The organism is Lutibacter profundi, assembly GCF_001543325.1.
GTDB classification, from domain to species: Bacteria; Bacteroidota; Bacteroidia; order Flavobacteriales; family Flavobacteriaceae; genus Lutibacter; species Lutibacter profundi.
In genome coordinates this window covers 2,371,863-2,392,889 of sequence record NZ_CP013355.1, presented here as the reverse complement: position 1 = coordinate 2,392,889, position 21,027 = coordinate 2,371,863, and the positions used below count along the sequence as shown (strand labels likewise).

The 21,027-nt window shown below is 30.7% G+C and carries 17 protein-coding genes; 1 reads left to right on the top strand and 16 read right to left on the bottom strand.

All coding sequences use genetic code 11. From position 1 onward, the window contains the following. Position 1 precedes the first annotated feature (1 nt). Both Lupro_RS10570 and Lupro_RS10565 read right to left on the bottom strand, forming a co-directional pair. Positions 2-1,264, bottom strand: a complete 1,263-nt coding sequence (locus tag Lupro_RS10570; protein WP_068209890.1) for a thiamine pyrophosphate-dependent enzyme — start codon at positions 1,262-1,264, stop codon at positions 2-4. 14 nt (positions 1,265-1,278) lie between these two features. Further along, the gene (locus tag Lupro_RS10565; RefSeq protein ID WP_144439138.1) at positions 1,279-2,394 is read right to left on the bottom strand and encodes a hypothetical protein; all 1,116 of its coding nucleotides are present in this window, start codon (positions 2,392-2,394) and stop codon (positions 1,279-1,281) included. A gap of 531 nt (positions 2,395-2,925) precedes the next feature. Here Lupro_RS10565 and Lupro_RS10560 point away from each other — a divergent pair. Further along, positions 2,926-5,310, top strand: coding sequence for a TonB-dependent receptor (locus Lupro_RS10560; protein ID WP_068209884.1), 2,385 nt, complete (start codon positions 2,926-2,928; stop codon positions 5,308-5,310). Positions 5,311-5,453: 143 nt separating this feature from the next. Here the strand turns inward: Lupro_RS10560 and Lupro_RS10555 are convergent, their stop codons facing one another. From Lupro_RS10555 to Lupro_RS10495, 14 genes are all read right to left on the bottom strand, one after another. After that, positions 5,454-6,767, bottom strand: coding sequence for an NAD(P)/FAD-dependent oxidoreductase (locus Lupro_RS10555; RefSeq protein ID WP_068209881.1), 1,314 nt, complete (start codon positions 6,765-6,767; stop codon positions 5,454-5,456). A 111-nt stretch (positions 6,768-6,878) separates the two neighbouring features. Further along, positions 6,879-7,151, bottom strand: a complete 273-nt coding sequence (locus tag Lupro_RS10550) for a heavy-metal-associated domain-containing protein (RefSeq protein WP_335339103.1) — start codon at positions 7,149-7,151, stop codon at positions 6,879-6,881. Positions 7,152-7,188: 37 nt separating this feature from the next. Beyond that, a complete protein-coding gene (locus tag Lupro_RS13600) occupies positions 7,189-7,353 on the bottom strand; it encodes a hypothetical protein (RefSeq protein WP_169792340.1) in 165 nt (54 codons plus the stop codon). Positions 7,354-7,379: 26 nt separating this feature from the next. Next, on the bottom strand, positions 7,380-8,837 hold the full coding sequence (locus tag Lupro_RS10545; RefSeq protein WP_068209874.1) for an NAD(P)/FAD-dependent oxidoreductase: 1,458 nt from the start codon (positions 8,835-8,837) through the stop codon (positions 7,380-7,382). Positions 8,838-8,842: 5 nt separating this feature from the next. Then, complete coding sequence (locus Lupro_RS10540) at positions 8,843-9,409, bottom strand: Tll0287-like domain-containing protein (protein ID WP_082703900.1); 567 nt, start codon at positions 9,407-9,409, stop codon at positions 8,843-8,845. Between the two features lie 9 nt (positions 9,410-9,418). After that, positions 9,419-9,868, bottom strand: a complete 450-nt coding sequence (locus Lupro_RS10535) for a rhodanese-like domain-containing protein (protein ID WP_068209868.1) — start codon at positions 9,866-9,868, stop codon at positions 9,419-9,421. A gap of 129 nt (positions 9,869-9,997) precedes the next feature. Next, positions 9,998-11,413, bottom strand: a complete 1,416-nt coding sequence (locus Lupro_RS10530; RefSeq protein ID WP_068209865.1) for an MBL fold metallo-hydrolase — start codon at positions 11,411-11,413, stop codon at positions 9,998-10,000. A 79-nt stretch (positions 11,414-11,492) separates the two neighbouring features. Continuing rightward, the gene (locus tag Lupro_RS10525) at positions 11,493-13,214 is read right to left on the bottom strand and encodes a SulP family inorganic anion transporter (RefSeq protein ID WP_068209862.1); all 1,722 of its coding nucleotides are present in this window, start codon (positions 13,212-13,214) and stop codon (positions 11,493-11,495) included. Positions 13,215-13,287: 73 nt separating this feature from the next. After that, positions 13,288-15,021, bottom strand: a complete 1,734-nt coding sequence (locus tag Lupro_RS10520; RefSeq protein WP_068209858.1) for a SulP family inorganic anion transporter — start codon at positions 15,019-15,021, stop codon at positions 13,288-13,290. An 80-nt stretch (positions 15,022-15,101) separates the two neighbouring features. Then, positions 15,102-16,124 carry a Holliday junction branch migration DNA helicase RuvB gene (gene ruvB / locus Lupro_RS10515; protein ID WP_068209855.1) on the bottom strand — a complete coding sequence of 341 codons (1,023 nt, stop codon included), beginning with the start codon at positions 16,122-16,124 and terminating at the stop codon, positions 15,102-15,104. 73 nt (positions 16,125-16,197) lie between these two features. Further along, the gene (locus Lupro_RS10510) at positions 16,198-17,949 is read right to left on the bottom strand and encodes a cytochrome c oxidase subunit I (RefSeq protein ID WP_068209852.1); all 1,752 of its coding nucleotides are present in this window, start codon (positions 17,947-17,949) and stop codon (positions 16,198-16,200) included. A 37-nt stretch (positions 17,950-17,986) separates the two neighbouring features. After that, positions 17,987-18,994, bottom strand: coding sequence for a cytochrome c oxidase subunit II (locus Lupro_RS10505; RefSeq protein WP_068209848.1), 1,008 nt, complete (start codon positions 18,992-18,994; stop codon positions 17,987-17,989). 93 nt (positions 18,995-19,087) lie between these two features. Continuing rightward, positions 19,088-20,431 carry a quinol:cytochrome C oxidoreductase gene (locus tag Lupro_RS10500; protein WP_068209845.1) on the bottom strand — a complete coding sequence of 448 codons (1,344 nt, stop codon included), beginning with the start codon at positions 20,429-20,431 and terminating at the stop codon, positions 19,088-19,090. A 33-nt stretch (positions 20,432-20,464) separates the two neighbouring features. Then, complete coding sequence (locus Lupro_RS10495) at positions 20,465-21,025, bottom strand: c-type cytochrome (protein ID WP_068209843.1); 561 nt, start codon at positions 21,023-21,025, stop codon at positions 20,465-20,467. Between the last annotated feature and the right edge of the window lie 2 nt (positions 21,026-21,027).

The following is a 21,027-nucleotide window of genomic DNA, read 5'->3' as shown; positions in this document are numbered from 1 at the left end:
TTTATTTCCTGTCTGCATAGACTAACTCCCGTAATTCTTCTGCTCCCTTAATCGCTTTTTGTAAAGACGTTACATATTTACTATCTTCTACTACTTTAAATAATGCTTCTATAGGAAACACTCCTGATTCTTTAATCCAATAAGATACTGCACTTAGTGCTGCTCCTTTTTTCCCACCAACTTTCAGAAAATCTTTTGTAATAAAAGTGCTATTATAACTCACTTTTGTATCTACAAAAACTTTAGTGCTATTTGTAATTCTATTTTTAACCTTATTCCATCCATCTTCAGTAACTACCATCACTACTTTCGGGTTTTCTAAACCTGTAAAATGGATTGGTTTTTTTGATAAAATTACTTCAGCAACTGAGAATCCAGTTCCTACTGTAATAGGATATTCTCCTTTCATTGTAGCATACAAGCCCGATAGAATTGCTGCTTGAGCTAACATTTTTGCTGCAGATTGTACTCCTCCTCCTGCAGACCCAGCAATAACAATACCTATACTATCATTTATTTTCGAAGTAAATTGAGGTGTTAAAATTTTTGATTTATCTAATAAGGAAGCTGTATTACGCTTTATACTTACACCAACAGAACGGTTATTTGTAAGTTTTTCTTCGGCAACAATATAGTGTTTCATTTCTGAAATCTTTTTCATTCCATGTGATGTACATAAACTAGATAATTCAACTAATGAAAATCCAGAAATACGAATCGCTTCTTCGAGTACATCGGTAAAATTTGAAATATTGTTAACCCGAATACTAAATGCGGCTCCTGATTGATGTGCTAAATTCACAACATCATACGGATCTGCATCATCATTACTATGCTTATATTCTTTAAATTCATTGGTAGATAAACCACTCATTTGTCCACCTGTCATCCCATAAAGCAGGTTATTTATAACAACCAAGGTCATATCAATATTTCGTCGAGCAGCCTCCAAAATATGTTGCAAGCCAATAGTTGCTCCTCCATCTCCTTGAATAACAATAACTTTTTTATTGGGGTTGTCTAATCCTAATGTTACTCCAACACCCAAAGCAGGAGAACGTCCATGAAGCCCATGAATGGTATGTGTAGTAAATAATGGATCTACCAATCCTGAACAACCTATATCACTAACTATAATAACATCTTTAGATCTATATCCTAAATTTTCTAATGATTTAGAAATACTTTTAACACAAACTCCATGTCCACATCCTGGACAAAAAGGCATCTTAATATTGGTTAATATTTTTTTTGCTGCTTCCATAGATTTGATTCAAATTAATTTACAATTTCTTCAATTTCAGAAGGTGTTAACATGCTACCAAATTTTGTTGCTACTTTAACTTTAGAATTTTTTCGTTTACCAAATATCATTTCTTTGTATAAACCCGTCATATTTTCTTCAGCAAACGTAACTGTCTTAAAAGAATCTATGATATTAAAAATATTTTGTGAAATTGGCAGTATGGTTTTTACTATTAACAATGAAACTTTTTTACCATTCTTTCGTAATAAGTTAATAGCATCTCGAGAAGCATCTGCTGATACACCCCAAGTTACAATTAAATCATCAGCACCATCATCAGCATCAAGTTCAAAAAAAGAATATTCATTTATTCTTTCTTCTAGTTTTTCACGAAGTCTCCAAGTATTAGCTAAACTTTCAGGTGTTCCTTTACGAATTAACCCATCATTATCGTGTGTTGAGGCATTAAACCGTGTTTGATATTCATTATTCCCTAAAGGGTAAAATGTGGGTACCCTATCTTTACCTGCTTTATAAGGTTTATAGGGTGGTTCAACTACTTTTGGCGTTCTATTAATTTGCTCTAATGGTTCTAGTAAATTGATATTAAAACTTCTTTGAGTCATTACCAATTCCTTTGAGGTTAAAATAATTACAGGTGTTCTAAATTCAATGGCCGTTTTTACTGCTTTATTTGAAAGTGTCCAAGCATCATTAAAGTTTGAAGGAGAAAATATAGGTAGTGGAAAACCACCAGAAATAATTCCATCTAAAAATTTTAAATCTCCTTGAGCTCCAGTTGTTGCAGATCCAGTACTTGGGCCTAATCTTTGTGTAATAATAAGTACCATTGGCAGCTCCATCATATAAGCCATATTTAACGTCTCTGTCATTAGTGCCAATCCTGGGAACGCTGTTGCTGTTACAGGTATTTTTCCTGCTGCCGAATAACCACACATCCATTGTAATACAGATATCTCGTCTGGACCAGCTAAAAATTCTGGAAAACGTTCTTTTGAGTAACTATAAAATAAATTGGAAGGAGTTATTGGATATCCTATAAACACATCTGCTCCGGATTGTACAAGTGCTTCTGTAATAATTCTTGAAGCATCAATCATGACATTTTTTGAGGATTTAGTATTCAAAATATCACCTTTTAAAATTTACCCTTAAAGGTATTATACTTATTTTAAATTAGGCCTTTTTTTTTAAAAATATTTATATTCTTAGAATACCATATCAAAAACTACCACAGGAATAAGTTTAGGACTTGATTTTATAATTTTAGTAATATACTTATTAATTTTCTATCTACTCATTCATAAGCTAAACAACTATTTATAGAAAGGTTCAAAATTTATAGAATCGGAATTAAATTTTCTGATGTATGTTTTTAGCTGTATTTCTTAATATCATTTCAAACATCGCTTCAATTAAATTATTGTAAATCTTCTTTTTATAATCATTAAAAAAATAGTTGGTAAATTCTATTAAAAACAATTAAAAATTAAGTAATTTTACCCCATCTCAAAAGGGGTGCCTTACAGGCTGAGATTAAACCCATTGAACCTGAACAGGTAATGCTGTTAAGGGATGCTCAAAATAAAAAATTGAGTAACAAATTAAGTTAAACATCGATTAATTACCTCTTTTTAAATCGTTTTATTTTATATTAAATGAAACTATTTTTAAAACAGAACTTTAAAAAAGTAAAACAACTAGTAGCTTTTTTAATTATTGCATTTTCAATAAACACAAATGCACAAACATTATTTACACTTTCAGGAAAAGTTGTTGATGGAAATCAGCCACTCACTGGAGCAAGTATTTTAATTAAAGGAACGTCAAAAGGTACAACATCTGATTTACACGGAAATTTTAAATTCCAATTAAAAAAAGGAAATTATACTTTAGTGGTAAGTGCTATTAGTAAGCCTAAAGAAATTAAGGTTAATTTAAACAAAAATAAATCTATTACCATTAATATGGCTGATAGTTTTGTGAATTTAGAAGAGGTACTTGTAAATGCTGTTCGGGTAAAAGAATCATCTCCGGTAACACACAGTAATATTACTAAAGAAGAGTTAGCTAAGCGAAATTTAGGGCAGGATATACCCATACTTTTAAATTATTTACCATCGGTAGTAACCACTTCTGATGCTGGTGCAGGTATTGGATATACAGGTATTAGGGTTAGAGGTAGCGATGCTACCAGAGTTAATGTTACCATTAACGGAATTCCGTATAACGATGCTGAAAGTCAAGGAACGTATTGGGTTAATTTACCCGATTTTGCTTCTTCAACTCAAAGTATACAATTGCAACGAGGTGTTGGTACATCAACCAATGGTTCGGCAGCTTTTGGGGCAAGTTTAAACATTTTGACAGATGCAATTTCTAAATATTCGTACGGTGAAATTAGTAGTTCAATAGGATCATTTAACACTTCTAAAAACACTGTTAAATTTAGTACGGGTAAAATTAATAACCATATAGAGTTTGCAGGGCGATTTTCTAAAATTGATTCTGATGGTTATATTGACAGAGCTTTCTCCAATCTTAAATCCTATTTCTTACAAGCTGCTTATGTTGATGATAACACATTAATTAAGGCTCTAACTTTTGGGGGAAAAGAAAAAACATACCAAGCTTGGTATGGTGTTACTAAGGAGGAAATGGCAACATTGGGTAGAACTTACAACCCCTATTCTTATGATAATGAAACTGATAATTATCAACAAGATCATTTTCAAATCCTTTGGAATCAAAAACTATCAAAAAATTGGAGTTCTAACATAGCATTAAATTACACTAAAGGAAAAGGTTACTATGAACAATATAAAGCAAATCAAAATTTTGCTGATTATAATTTAATACCAATTACAATAGGTGGTGAAACTATTGATAAAACCGACTTAATTAGAAGGAGATGGTTAGACAACGATTATTATGTTGCTAATGCTAATGCAACCTATAAAAATAATAGCTTAGAAATTATTTTTGGAACATCTGTAAGTTATTATAAAGGAGGCCATTTTGGGGAAATTATTTGGGCTCAATATGCCAGTGATTCACAAATTAGAGAGCATTATTACAATAGTAATACAAAAAAAAATGATGCCAATATTTTTGGTAAATTAACTTATAAATTAACTAACAAATGGATGTTGTTTACCGATTTACAAGGTCGGTTTGTAAGGTTTAAAACAGCTGGTATTACTTCAGACATAATTCCAATAAAAATCAATAAAAATTACTCGTTTTTCAATCCAAAAGCTGGTTTAACTTTTAAAGCTAATAATAGTAATAGCATCTATTTTTCAGTTGCAAAAGCTACTAAAGAACCTAATAGAAATGATTTTAAATACGGTGTAAACACAGCTGAAAAATTAACTGATTTTGAGCTTGGGTGGCGTTATAAATCAGAAAATGTGGCTGTAAATACCAATATTTATTACATGAAATACAAAGATCAATTGGTTTTAACAGGAGCTATTGATGATACTGGTGATTTTATAAGAGCAACAAGTGGTAAAAGTTACCGATTAGGATTGGAAATAGATGGAAAAATTAAACTTAATAATCGGTTTAATTGGCAACCAAATATTGCTATAAGCAGTAATAAAAACCTTGATTTTGTAACTTCATGGAATGGAGAATTAGTGAGTTTAGGAAAAACCAATCTTTCATTTTCTCCAAAAATAGTTGCAGGGAATTCATTTACTTATGCACCAAATACAAAAATGTATATTTCTCTACTTTCAAAATATGTAGGAGAACAGTATATGGGAAATATTGATAACAAAAATTCAAAATTGGAGAGCTATTTTGTAAATGATTTAAATTTTTCCTATGAAATTAAACCTAAAAAAATAATTAAATCTATTGTGTTTACAGCATTGTTAAATAATATTTTTAATGTTGAATATATTTCAAACGGATATTATTATACCTATGATGATACTTGGTCTGTTCCGGGAGAAACCACTACTTTAGATGGAGCAGGGTATTATCCTCAAGCCACTAGAAATTTTTTGGTTGGAGCTACTCTAAAATTTTAAGAAGAACGATAAAAAAAAGAATTTATGTAATAAGGTGCTAAAACAAATTAAGCATAACAGCTAGGAAGCCATTTCGAGCGCAGTCGAAAAATAGAAATTGTGTTAAACTATATTTCGAGTGCGCTCTATATGGTATTTTTGTTTTATACTTCAATACCTTTCATCATTTTATTCCAATATAAATACGGTAATAAATATTTTTTTAGAATCCATAAACGCCAATGTTCTTTTGAAGAATCACTAATCATTAACGGAAACTCTTTTAATTTGGGGTCTGGCTTAAACTCTTTCGAATAATCAAATTCTGCTAATACCATTTTCCCATAACCTGTAACCAAAGGACAAGAAGAATAACCATCGTACTTTTTATCAGCCAACTTACTTGTACTTAATAAATTTAAAATATTTTCAACAACTACAGGCACCTGTTTTCTTATCGCTGCTCCTGTTTTGGCCGTTGGCAACTCACAAACGTCCCCAACTCCAAATATATTTCTGTATTTTTTATGTTGCATTGTTGAAGAATTAACAGATAACCAGCCAGATTCAGTGGCTAAAGGAGAGTTTCTAATAAAATCTGGTGCTTGTTGTGGTGGTGCCAAATGCATCATATCAAAATGAATGCCTATTAAACCATCTTTTTCAATGGCTTTTATATCTTTATAATTATGCTGAATTTCTTTATCAACAACATCACCTTCTTTAGCTTTAATTACCACACAATCATTACCATCATCCGATTCTTTTAAAATTTCATACCAAGCAATTTGTTCTTTTGCATCAACTTTAACTAATTTATGATAAAACCGAACATTAATATCCTTTTTATCTATAACTTCCATTAATGTTTTGGCTACTTTTTTTACTGCAAAAATAACATTACCCGGCATTGCAAAAACAATATTTGTTTTATCTCTAACACCTATTTTAGTAAAATGCTCATCGGCTAAATACATTATTTTTTGAGGAGCTCCCCCACACTTTATTGGAGTTGAGGGTTGTGTAAATAAAGCGGTACCTCCTTTAAAGTTTTTAAGAACCTCCCAAGTATGGTTTGGGTTTGTATAATTACTACAAACAACACCTTTATCCATAGCTTCTGATAAACCTTCTACTAAATCTGGAGCAATTTTTAACCCTGGAGCAACCACTAAATAATCGTACGTAAATTCATTCCCTTCTTTAGAAATAATTTTATTATTTTCTGGATCAAATTTATCGGCAAATTCTTTAATATGTTCAACTCCTTTTGGAATTAACGAATCCATAAATTTTGCTGTTTTTTCAAAATCATACGTATTTGCTCCAACTAAAGTCCATGCTGGTTGATAATAGTGTTTTTTTGCAGGATCTAATAACCCTATTTTAAGCGAAGTGTTTTTTCGTTTTAACATGGATGCAACCATTATTCCGGCCGTACCTCCTCCAATGACTAAAACCTGAAAATGTTTTGACATTATTTTATATTTTTTAGTTCGTAAATTTTGATGGGAAAAAATTACAATAAAAAACCCTTATTAATGTGATTTTAATCACATTAATAAGGGTTTTATTTTTAATAAAATTAGCTATTCCTCCAAAGTTATTCTTCCTGTAGCACAACTAATAAAAGATTTTGCTTTATGAACAATAGTATTAGTATCACCAACTTCAGGATATCCCATTGCAACTAATTTCTCTTTTACTAATTTTAAATTTTCTTCATTATTTGAATCAAAAGAAACACTAGACGTTGCTACATCAATAGACACATCTTTTATTTCTTCTAATGAAAGTAATCCTTTTGTAATAGTGTTTGCGCAACCATTACATTTTAAATTTAATACTTCAATTGTTGTCATCAACTTATTTTTATTTATTAAGGGCAAATTTAATACTTTATGAATGTCCTCCAACAACAATTTTCATTACTTTTAAATTTAATCTAAAAAAGTTATAAACTTGAAAAATAAAAAACCTTCTCATAAATCTCACCATTTTTGTTGGTTCTGTTCCATATGAAATATTACTATAAGGAACTGTTTTCTCTGTTATTTTAGTCATATTATTTTTTTTTAACTATTCGTATTTTATTCTGGTATTAACCACCAAAAAGGTTTTGCTTTCGCTTTATATAAAAACATATAATGCATAAACAATTTCATCCAATGACCTGCTGTACCTACAACCCCAACTGTATCTTTTATGTTTCTTCCCCATTTAGGGTATTTTTCCCAATCTGGCACAATAGGATTTACAGTCATAACAGCAGCTTGACCTTTAAATAATCCATATCCTGCAGATACAATACATGCTGCTCCCATATGTGCCATAGAAGCCTTATGCTTATGAATCATTTTACCTGTTTTAACTGCATGAATAATATTTTGCGCAACAATTTTACCTATTACGCCTGATGGCATTCCTGTTCTAGGTGGAGTTGGAAATATTTTTGTTCCGTTTGGACTTTGCATTGGTTTAGACATTCCGTGAGGTGGAGCAAATGCAATACCTGCTGCGTACACATTATCATATTTTACACTTTGATATGTTGATGGCCAATCTTTTGCTCGCCATTCTTCAAAAGGTTTAGGAGTGTAATCAGCATCAACTTTCATCATTCCGTTAGCTACAAAAACTTCAGAAGTAATATCCTTATTTTGCTTGTTATAAGCTTTCATTCCTGCACCTGAAAAACCAGGAATTAACATAGCAAAATCAAATTGTTTTGTATGATATTCTCCTCTTAAATTTTCATAATGGATTTTCCCTTCTTCTACTTTTTGAACACCTGCTCTTTTTATCCATCTAATACCATATTCTTTTAAAATAGATTCTGTAAATATTTTGGTTGGTGTAACATACCCATTTCTTTTTATATATGCACCTCCCATACCAAAATCACCTAACTCATATTCATTGCTCAGCCACCATAAATCGGCTAAATGCATTAATTTTCTCTTTTTAATTTCAAAAGCTATATTTAAAATATACTCAAATGCAGCTCCTTGGCAAGTAGCCAAAGCATGGCCTGTGCCAACCACAAAAGTTTGACGTTCTCCTTTTTCCATCTTAGCAAGAGCTTCTTGAAACTTATCCCAAGCATGTGCTGCGTGGTCATAAGTACAAACTGATTGCGTAAATTTATGAGGTCCTAAGCCTTCTGTTGCTTCAAAATCTAATTTTGGACCCGTAGCATTAATTAAATAATCATAATCTACAATTTCTTCTTTACCGTTTTCTTTTTCGGAAACGTATTTAATTTTAACAAATCCTTTCGCACTTTTATCATCTCCTTCTGGATAAATAGAAACTGCCATTGCTTGTTTATAATTGACTCCTAATTTTTTGTAAACTGGAGATAACGCAAATTTTACTTGTTCTGGAGTCATTAAACCAACACCTACCCATATATTAGATGGTAACCATTGAAAATTGCTATTTGGGGAAATCATTATCACTTCATGATTCTTCTTAAGTGCTTTACTTAAGTATGAAACTGCTGTGTGACCCGAAATTCCAGCTCCTAATACTACTATTTTTGACATTTCAATTAGTTTTTAAATTCAATACTCCAAATCCCTCTAAAATCACCTTTTTTATAATTAATTGCCATATCGTTTGGATACAAAGACTTAATTAACGAGTCTGTTTTTACACTTAATTTTTTTCTTAACTCTCCATGACAAGCTAAACACTTTGTGTTTAATTTAATAGGAGCATAATAATGCTTCATATTATCAGAACCTACCTCAACTATTGGTAATAATTCTTTATCCTTTTCTAATAAAATTTGATATTGTTTTATAATTTCTGCTTCTCGTTTATTTGGGCTATTTTTTGGGTTTCGCAATTTATTAGAAGTTCTTTTAATAGTCACATCAAACTTTTTAGAAATTTGATTGGCAATTGGTAATGCCTGCAAGTTACAAAAAGGCACTGCTTGTGATGGGCCTCCTAATTTCATTTGTTGCATTAAATTACCACTTAATTCTTTAAAGGTGGCTTGTGTTATTTGCTTTCCTTTTTTTAAGTATTCTTGCTTTTCTTTCAGAGATATTGAAGTATTACAAGCCATAATACTTAATAGCAAACCTAAAATTAAAAAATATTTTAACATTTTAGTTACTTAATTTTTTACTTTATTATTATTCTGTTTCCAGTTTAAAATACCCCCTTGCAAATCATAAACTTCTTTGAATCCAAGTTCTATCATTTTTTTAGCAGCAATTCCCGATCTATGTCCTGATTTACAATAAATATAAACAGGTTTATCTTTATCTAAAGAAGATATTTCTTTTGTAAAATCATCACCTTTAAGATTCATATTTTTAGCTCCCTCAATATAACCTTCTTTAAATTCCATAGGTGTTCTTACATCAATTATTTGATGGTCTTTTGATTTTTCTTTGAATTCTGATGGTGAAAGAAGGGTAATTTTACCTTTGGTTTCTTGATTGGTATTAACAATAATATTATTTGTTGAACTCTTATTTTTATCTTGATTGTTTTTGCAACTTAGACTAATAAAAATAATACTCAAACTGAGTAATCCTAATAATTTAATAGATGTTTTCATTTTTAATTGTTTTTGATTTTTTGGCAAATGTAAATTTACTTATAAGTTTTGATAGTAACCCATGTTACATTTTTAAACAAAGAGAGAGAGTTACAAACTCTCTCTTAAACTTTATTTAAAATAAAATAATTATAATAATGTTGTTGGACAAACATACTCTGTAAGTTCAGCTCCACTATCTTTAATATCATTAAACCCACCTCTAACATCTGTTACATTTTTAACTCCATTTGCTTGAAAAATAGAAGCTGCAATTAAGGAACGATATCCACTAGCACAATGTAAAAAATATTCTTTATTTGGGTTAATTTCAGCAAAATTTTGATGAATTGTATCTAATGGAAAATTTTTCACCCCTACAACGTGTTCAGATAAGTATTCTGATTCTTTCCTAACATCTAAAGGTGCTTCCATAGAGCCTTCTTTTAATTTATTTGCAAATTGAATTGCTGAGATAGAACCAATTTTATCAATTTCATGACCTGCAGCCTTCCAAGCATGCATTCCGCCTCTTAAATATCCAAGCGTATTATCATACCCCACGCGTGAAAAACGCGTAACAACTTCATGCTCCCTACCTCCTTCTGCGATAAAAATTATTTTTTGATTAATATCTTTAACTAAAGCACCTACCCAAGGGGCAAAACTTCCATCTACTCCAATATACCAAGCTCCAGGAACTGTTCCTTCTTCAGCATAAATTTCTTTAGATCTTGTATCAATAACTAAAATATCTTTTTGCTCGCTCATTTCTTTAAAAGTATCAGCATCAATTGGTGTTGTTCCTCTGTGCAGTACCTCATCAATATTTGTATTTATGCCTTTATTCATTCTAACATTATTCCCAAAATATTGTGGTGGTGGTTTTAAACCTGTAGTTACTTCTTTAATAAATTCTTCTTTTGTCATATCAGCCCTTAAAGCATAATTTGTTTTCTTTTGATTACCTAAAGTATCAAATGTCTCTGAACTCATATTTTTCCCACAGGCTGAACCAGCACCATGATTAGGATAAACAATAATGTCATCTGGTAAAGTCATAATTTTATTCCGTAGAGAATCAAACAAATGACCTGCTAAGTCTGCCTGTGTTAAATCAGATTTTACCGCTAAATCTGGTCTTCCTACATCACCAATAAATAAACAGTCTCCTGTAAATACGTAGGGTGTATTTCCATCTTTATCAATTAACAAATAAGAAGAAGATTCCATTGTATGACCAGGTGTATGTAATAATTGTAATGTTAAGTCTCCAATTTTAAACTCTTCTCCATCTTTTCCTACATGTAAATCGTATTCAGCTTCAGCATTTGGACCAAAAACTATAGTTGCTCCTGTTTTTTTTGCTAAATCAACTTGACCTGAAACAAAATCAGCATGAAAATGTGTTAAAAAAACATATTTTATTTTTGCACCATCAGCTTTTGCCATTTCTATATAGGGTTCGGTTTCTCTTAGTGGGTCAATAATTGCGGCTTCTCCATTCGAGTGAATATAGTAAGCCATTTCTGCTAAACAGCCAGTAAATAATTGTTCTACTTTCATGATTCTAATTTTAAATAAATATTAAAGTGCTCCAAATTAATGAATTAGTTTTCTTCTTTGTGTGATTAACATCACATTGCTAAAGGTTTCTTTGGCTGGAATACCTTTTTTTATTTACATTAACTCCTTTATTTTGGTAATGATCTATAGCTTCTTGTATACTCATAAAACAATGCTCTTGACCTATATCTTCAATGATATTAGACTTATAAATTGTATCTCTAACGGGTCCCTTTAATCCTGTAAAATAGAGATCTATATTTTTTTCTTTAAAATATGTTAAAATTTCTTTTAAGGCATAAACACCGCTGCTATCTAAGCTATTTAAACTTTCTCCATCAATAACAATAACTTTTAAATCACTTCCTTTTTTTTCAGCTTCATTATAAATAGTATCTTTAAAATACGTGGTATTTGCAAAGTGTAGTTGCGCATCAAACCTTATAATTAATACATCTTTCAAATCAATTAAATCATTAAATCTTTTAATATTTCTGTATAAATAGGTATTGGGTACATTTCCTAAAATTGCTACATGCGGTTTTGTTGATTTATAAATTAACATAACTAACGATAAAATTACACCTGTAATTATTCCTTCTTTAATACCAATAGTAACCGTAACTATTAATGTAATATTTAAAATAAGTAAATCTCGTTTTGTGTATTTCCACAACTGTTTAGGTACGCTAAAATCTAACAAACCAAAAACTGCTACCATTATAATAGCTCCTAAAACTGCTTTTGGTAAATAATAAAATAATGGTGTTAAAAAAAGCAATGTTAGTGCCACTATTAATGCAGAAAAAATAGCAGCTAGAGGTGTGTTGGCGCCAGCCTGATTGTTAATAGCTGTACGTGAAAACCCTCCAGTAGACGGATAACTTTGGAAAAAGGAACCTACAATGTTCCCTAACCCTAATGCTATTAATTCCTTATTGGCATTAACTTTATAGTTATTATGTTTTGATTCTATTGCTTTAGCAACTGAAATTGCTTCCATAAAGGCAATTAATGCTAATGTTAAAGCTATTGGAGCTAATTCTTTAATTGTTTCAACATCCATGAATTGAATTTTAAAATCAGGAAGACCTTTGGGAATATCACCAACTATTTTAACTCCATAATCATTTAAATTAAAAAATTTAACAACCAATATTCCGAAAACAACAACTATTAAAGCTCCTGGTAATTTTTTAAAATACTTATTTATAAACACCAATAATAATATTGAGATTAATCCAATAATAAATGTTCGCCAATTAATAAATTTTATTTGGTTAAAAGCATCTAAAATTATGTATTGCAATTGATTATTTCGTTGCATATTTACACCAAATATGTGTTTGAGCTGATTTAAACCAATAATTAACGCTGCTGCGGAAGTAAATCCACTTATAACTGGTTTTGATAAAAAATTAACTAAAAATCCTAATCTAAATATCCCGAAGGCTAATTGCATTATCCCCATTAATAATGCCAATAATATTGCAAGAGAAATAAAATGTTCTGAACCTACAACTGCAATTGCACCAACCCCTGAAGCTACTATTAACGAGTCCATAGCAACAGGCCCAACTGCTAATTGTCGTGAAGTTCCAAAGAAGGCGTAAATAAATTGAGGTATCATTGCTGTATAAAGACCATATATTGGTGGTAAACCCGCAATCATAGCGTAGGCAATTCCTTGAGGTATTAGCATAATACCAACAGTTAACCCAGCTGAAAAGTCTCCTTTTAACCAAGATTTTTTATAATCAGGAAGCCAGTTTAAAAACGGTAAAAAATTAGCATATTTCATAGTTTCTAACTTTAAAAAGTCTATTTATACTTTTAAAACAATTATTTATGGCGTTTAATGTTTCTAAAATACCTTACGTATTTTTACATTCATTAAATATTTTAAGCTCACAGCCTTTGCAAATATTTTTATCTAAATCTTTAAAAATAGATGCTATTGCAATATTTTTATTTTTAAAAAAGTATTGGGCTCCTATTTTTTCAAAGAAACCTCCTTTAATAAGAATATCTTGACTTACTAATTTCATTCCTGAAAAATAAATTTGACCTCCTTTTTCTCTCCATTTCTGAACTTCATGTGTTAACCATTCGGCTCCTGCTAAATCAATAAAATTAATTCCATTAGAAAGAACTAATATATGCTTGCTATCATTTTTTTCATAAAGGTCAGTGAAAAAATTTGATACTTCTTCTACTGCTCCAAAATAAAGAGAACCATCAATACGTATAATTTTTAATTGTGGACATTCAAGTACTGAAGAATCTCTTATAATGTTTATAAATTTTTTAGTCTTATTTAAACCTAGTTCTGCAATGTTTGGTTTAGATGTTCTCTCTAGATAAAACACCAATGAAACTGCAATACCTAAAATTACAGCTTGTTCTAGATGTAAAAATAATGTTCCTAATAAAGTTAATAAAAACACCAACAGTTCTCTTCTACTGCTTTTATAAATTAATTTTACATGTTTAAAATCAATTAAGTTATAGCCTACCAATAAAATTATTCCTCCCATTGCAGGTTTTGGTAGGTATGATGCATATTTAGCTCCAAATAGCAAAACAAAAATTAACCCAATTCCTGCTATTATTGCTGAAAGTGGTGTTTTTGCACCTGCCTGATAATTAACTCCAGACCGTGTAAAAGAGCCTGAACTAGCGTAGCAAGAAAAAAAGCTGGGAATAATATTTGATAGTCCTTGACCTATAAACTCTTGATTATTGTTTAACTTTTGATGTGAATGTAACGCTACAGCTCTTGAAATTGATACCGCTTCTACTAACCCCAATAAAGCTAAAACAATAGCTCCTGGAAATAATTTCTGAAGCCAGTCTAAACTAAAATTAGGCACTTTAAAAGGTGGCAAATGGTTTGGTATGTGTCCAACAGTTTGAATTCCAGCTTGTTCCCCTCCTAAATAAATTGCAAGCAACGTTCCTAAAACCATCGCTATTAACAAATTAAATCGTCCTATTTTTTTTAAATATTTTTTTATTAAAACCGCAATTAAAAGTGTAGCAAAAGCAACTAGCAAAGTATATGTATTTGTTTCCTTAATATGTAGAATAATATAGTTTACAACTTCATATATTTTTGATTCCTGTGGTACTTTTATACCAAAAACATGTTTTAATTGTTTAAATGCAATTAAAATTCCAGCTCCTGCAGTAAATCCAATTACTACAGAATTAGAAACAAAATCTACTAATTTCCCCATTTTAAAAAGCCCCATTAGCAGCTTTATAACGCCTGCCATAAAAGACAAAACAATTGTCATAGATATGTACATGTCAATTTCATTCTCAGGATGGTAAAATTTTGTGATAATTGCAAAAACCACTATTGAACTAGTGGTAGTTGGCCCTGAAATTAAATGGTAAGAGGAGCCCCATAATGCAGCAATAATTGGAGCTACCATGGCAATGTAAAATCCATAAACTGGTGGCATACCGGCAATTAAAGCAAATGCTACAGCTTGTGGTATTACAATAATAGTTCCTGTTAAACCAGCAATTAAATCATCCTTCCAAGTTTTTTTAACTAAAGGAAGCCAATTCAAAAAAGGGAATACTTGTTTTAAACTCATTTTGTAAGTTTGTAATCTTATTTTAAAACAAAAATACAGCGAACTATTTTTAGTATTGTGATAAACATCACTTTATCTGATTAAAATAATTCTCTTTGATTTTTTCCTTTAATTTTACCCAAGTGTTTATACGCAAGCTCTGTTACCTCTCTTCCTCGAGGTGTTCTCATTATAAAACCTTCTTGAATTAAAAATGGCTCATACACTTCTTCTATTGTTTCAGTATTTTCACCTACAGCAGTTGCAATGGTTGTAATACCAACTGGACCACCTTTAAATTTATCAATAATAGTTGTTAAAATTTTATTGTCCATTTCATCCAATCCATGGGCATCAACATTTAAGGCATTTAAGGCGTATTTTGCAATCTCTATATTTATATTCCCGTCTCCTTTTATTTGAGCAAAATCACGAACTCTTCTCAACAATGCATTGGCTATCCGTGGTGTGCCTCTGCTTCTACCAGCAATTTCAATGGCTGATTCCATTGAAACTGGTACTTTTAAAATGGTTGCACTGCGCTGTACAATTGTAGTCAATAATTCTGTGTTATAATATTGTAATCTACTACTAATACCAAAACGTGCTCTCATTGGAGCTGTTAATAACCCTGAACGTGTGGTAGCTCCTATTAAGGTAAATGGTTCCAAATCTATTTGAACTGTACGTGCATTGGGACCCGTTTCAATCATAATATCAATACGGTAATCTTCCATTGCAGAATATAAATATTCTTCAACAATTGGACTTAACCTATGTATTTCATCTATAAATAATACATCACGTTCTGTTAAATTTGTTAATAAACCGGCTAAATCTCCTGGTTTATCTAGAACAGGCCCCGAAGTAATTTTTAATCCAACATTTAATTCATTAGCAAGAATATGAGCTAATGTTGTTTTTCCCAATCCTGGAGGGCCATGAAATAATGTATGATCTAAAGCTTCACCTCTTAAATTGGCAGCTTCAACAAATATTTTTAAGTTTTCTAAAACTTGTTCTTGACCTGTAAAATCATCAAAAGTTAATGGGCGTAATTTTTTTTCAACTTCTAATTCTTCAGAGTTAAAATCATTTTTTTCAGGATTCAAGTTTTCATTCATAGAAACAAAGATAGTAGAAATAAAAAAACCTTTCTAAAAATTAGAAAGGTTTTCAAAACAAAATATTTTAAATTTAAGATTCTTCTTCACCTTCATATAAAGGCGTAGTTTGTAAAACAAAATCTTCAGGAAGTCCTGGTTTACTATAATCATAAGGCCAACGATGAACAACTGGTAATTCTCCTGGCCAATTTCCATGGATATGTTCAACAGGAGTCGTCCATTCCAATGTGTTAGATTTCCAAGGGTTTTGAGTTGCTTTTTTCCCTTTGTAAATACTAATAAAGAAATTTGCTAAGAAAATAATTTGAGCTAAACCTCCTAAAATAGCAAATAATGTAATTACAACATTAATATCGGCTAAATCATCAAATAAAGGAAATGCTGTATTTGAATAATATCTACGTGGCAAACCAGCTAAGCCAACAAAATGCATTGGGAAGAAAACGCCATAAGCTGCTACTGCTGTAATCCAAAAATGCCAATATCCTAATGTTTTATTCATCATTCTTCCATACATTTTTGGAAACCAATGATATACACCAGCAAACATTCCATATATGGCTGAAACACCCATAACTAAATGAAAGTGAGCCACAACAAAGTAGGTATCATGAACATTGATATCTAAAGCACTATCTCCAAGAACTATCCCTGTTAATCCTCCAGTTATAAATGTAGAAACAAATCCTATTGAAAATAACATTGCTGGATTCATTTGTAAATTTCCTTTCCATAAAGTGGTAATCCAGTTAAATGACTTAACTGCTGATGGTATAGCAATTAATAAAGTTGTAAAAGTAAATACGGATCCTAAAAACGGATTCATCCCAGACACAAACATATGATGTCCCCAAACAATTGTAGATAAAAATGCAATTGCAATGATTGAACCAATCATTGCTCTATAACCAAAAATTGGTTTTCGAGAATTACACGCTATAATTTCGGAAACAATACCCATTGCAGGTAGTATTACAATATATACCTCAGGGTGTCCTAAAAACCAAAATAAATGTTCAAATAATACAGGTGACCCCCCTTGATAATGTAAAACTTCACCCTGAATAAATATATCTGATAAGTAAAATGAAGTTCCAAAACTTCTATCAAAAATTAATAACAAAGCAGCTGACAGTAATACCGGAAACGAAACAACACCAATAATAGCTGTTACAAAAAATGCCCAAATAGTTAAAGGTAATCTAACCATTTTCATTCCAACTGTTCTCAAATTAAGAACTGTTACAATATAATTTAAAGCTCCTAATAAAGATGAAGCTATAAAAATAGCCATAGAGATTAACCAAAGAGTCATTCCCAATCCTGAACCTGGGATAGCTTGAGGCAATGCACTTAGAGGTGGATAAATTGTCCAACCTGCAGATGCTGGGCCTGCTTCAATAAACAAAGAGCAAACCATTATAACGCTAGACAGAAAGAATAACCAATATGATACCATATTTAAAAAACCTGATGCCATATCACGAGCTCCTATTTGTAATGGAATTAATAAGTTACTAAAAGTACCACTTAAACCAGCTGTTAAAACAAAAAACACCATAATTGTACCATGGATGGTAACCAATGCTAAATAGAAATCTGGGGTCATAACACCTCCGTCTTGATGTTTTCCTAAAAAAGCTTCAATTATTCCAAAAGAATGATCTGGCCAAGCAATTTGCAAACGAAACAACATAGACATAAAGACTCCTATAATTCCCATGAATATACCTGTAATTAGGTACTGTTTAGAAATCATTTTATGGTCAGTATTAAAAACGTATTTCGTAATAAATGTTTCTTTATGATGATGATCTGACATATTAAATTTTTTAGTTAGAAGTGTAGTAGTTAGTTTATTATTTTATGATTTCAGCTAATGTTTTTTGATTTTTTAACCAAGAATTAAATGCTCCTTCTTCTTCAACAACAATTTTCATTTGCATATTATAATGTGAAGCTCCACAAATTTTATTACATAATAATAAATAATCAAATTCATAAGGATCTTCTCCTTTTGCTGCTCTAATTTTATTTATGCCTGCAACTTTAGCTACTGTTTTTTTATTCTCTCTCATTTCTTCAGTTGTTAAACTTGGAGTAAATGCAAATTGCGTTACCATTCCAGGTACACAGTTCATTTGTGCTCTAAAATGTGGCATATACGCTGAATGTAACACATCTTGTGAACGAAATTTAAATATTACTTTACGTCCTTTTGGCAAGTGTAATTCTCTTACAGGAATATCATCATTAGCATTTCTGTCGGTCATATCAACACCCATTGTATTTATCCCTTTTATGTTTCTTACATTTGCTCTACCAAGTTCATTATCTTCACCTGCATAACGAGCTTCCCATTGAAATTGTTTTGCATATATTTCAACAATCAAAGGATCTTCAGCATTTGATGCATCCATTACATCAGTCCAAACAAAAAGTCCGTATAAAACTAGACCTGATAAAGTGATTGCTGGAACAATAGTCCAAATTGCTTCAAGCTTAGAACTATCAGCATAAAATAGAGCCTTTCTACCTTTAATACCTCTATACTTAAAAGCGAAAAAGAATAATATGAATTGTGTTATTGCTTGCACAAAAAGTATAAGCAACATTGTAACAATATATAAGTTTTCTATTCTTTCTCCCTCAATAGATGCAGCTTCAGGTAATAAAACCACTGTATATTTCCAAAAAGAAAATATCATTAATCCATAAAAGAAAACCCCAAAGAGTACAAATAGAATTCCTTGAATATTATTATCTTTTTCAGTAGCTATTGTACTCTTTAAATTGAAAATACTTGTTATCTGCCATAGGGCAACTGCAATAACAATTGCCAGTAAAATATAAAGTAATGCTGTCATTTTTTTAGTTAGTTATTTTATAGTAGTGTCAAATATAAAAAAAATCCCGAATAAAATGAGTTCAGGATTCTTTTCTGTAATGTTTTTTTCTATTTAATAGTGAAAATGTTCACTTTCTTTTAAAAATGGATTCCCTTTTACCAATAAAGGCGATTTTGTTAATGCTGTAAATACAACATAAATAAACAATCCTAAAAAGAATAAAATTGAACCAATTTCTGGTATTCCAATATTCCAATGATCTCCAACGGTTGCCGGAGTAATCATCACAAAAATATCTACATAATGACCAATTAATATTATGATACCCGTTGATATAATAAACCAAGGAATTCTTTTGTAATCACTATTCATTAATACTAAAATTGGGAAAACAAAATTAGGCAATAGCATTCCAATAAATAACAGTTGATAATTACCTAATAATCTAGGTATAAAATAAGCCGTTTCTTCAGGCATATTTGCGTACCAAATTAACATAAATTGAGAAAACCATAAGTAAGTCCAAAAAATACTAAAACCAAACATAAATTTTGCTAAATCATGCAAATGGCTATCATTAACTTTTGGCAAAAAACCTCTAGATCTCAAGTAAATTGTAACCATTGCAATTACTGTAATTGCAGATACAAACATTGAAGAAAACACATACCAACCAAACAAAGTACTTTGCCAGTGTGGAGTTAGAGACATAATCCAATCCCAAGACATCATAGATTCTGTAACAAAAAAGAAGATTAGAAAATATATAGATGCTTTCATACTCTTTTTATAATATGTTAAGTCTTTTGATGCATCTTGTGCTAACGATTTTTTCACAGCATAATAGCGGTAAAAATTCCATCCTAACAAATATATAAATGATCTAATCATCCAAAATGGAGTGTTTAACCACCAACTTTTACCAACTAAAATTTCATCATAGTGTTCACTTTGTGGATTGTAAAAATCTGGAGTCATCCATACATAATAATGGTGACCATTTGCAGCTGAGATAATTAAAAAAGCAAGAATAAATAATGAACCCGGTAATAAATATGCTGTAATTCCTTCCATTACTCGAAACAATACTATGGACCATCCTGCTTGAGAGGCATATTGAATAGCATAAAAAACAAGTGTTCCAAGTGCTATCATAAAAAAGAAAAACATAGCAATAAACACAGCAGAATATGGCCTGTTTTGTAAAGCATGAAGCGCATGAGTTAGGTGTTCATTCTCATTATTATGCTCATTATTAGCCTCTTCTCCTTTTTCAATATGCTCATTTGTGTTTGAAACTTGTGCTTCACTATGCCCATTTTCTTGATGCATCATTATCTCCTGAACATCAGCAATAGTACTTGGAGCCGAATAAAAACCATAAGCAATACCTAACACTCCTGTAATCATAAAAATGATTGCACTTAATTTTAATTTTTTTGAAAAACTATACATATCCTTAATATCTATCTTATTTTTTGATGTATTTTACTGTAACAAATTGGCTCTTAATTCTTCAACATATTGAACAATTTGCCAACGTTCATTGTTTTTTAATTGTGATGCATGTGATCCCATCATATTTCTTCCATACATAATAACGTGGTAAATACTACCTTCTGTAATCTCTCTATCTTTATAATTAGGAATTCCTAAAAACTTCTCACGTTTAACAAGAATTCCTTGTCCATCACCTTTATTTCCATGGCAAACAGCACAATAAATTGTGTACAATTCTTTCCCTTTTGACAAGTTTTTTTCGTTAATTTCTAAAGGAGATTTTAATGTTTCTTTTGCTAAAACATAACCATCTTCAGTATTTGGAATTTCATAAGGTACTTCTCCTCTAAAAATTGTGCCTTCTACAGGAGCTTGAGCTTCTAATCCATTCTTAAAATTTGGATTTTTAGCATAGGTTTCGTAACCAACTGGTGCATACATGTCTGTACTAGCCATATAACGTGCATTTGGCTTTCTCTTGTCTCCATAACAAGAACTCAAACTTATCACCAATACAACTATTGTTATTATGTTAAGTGTTTGTTTCATTA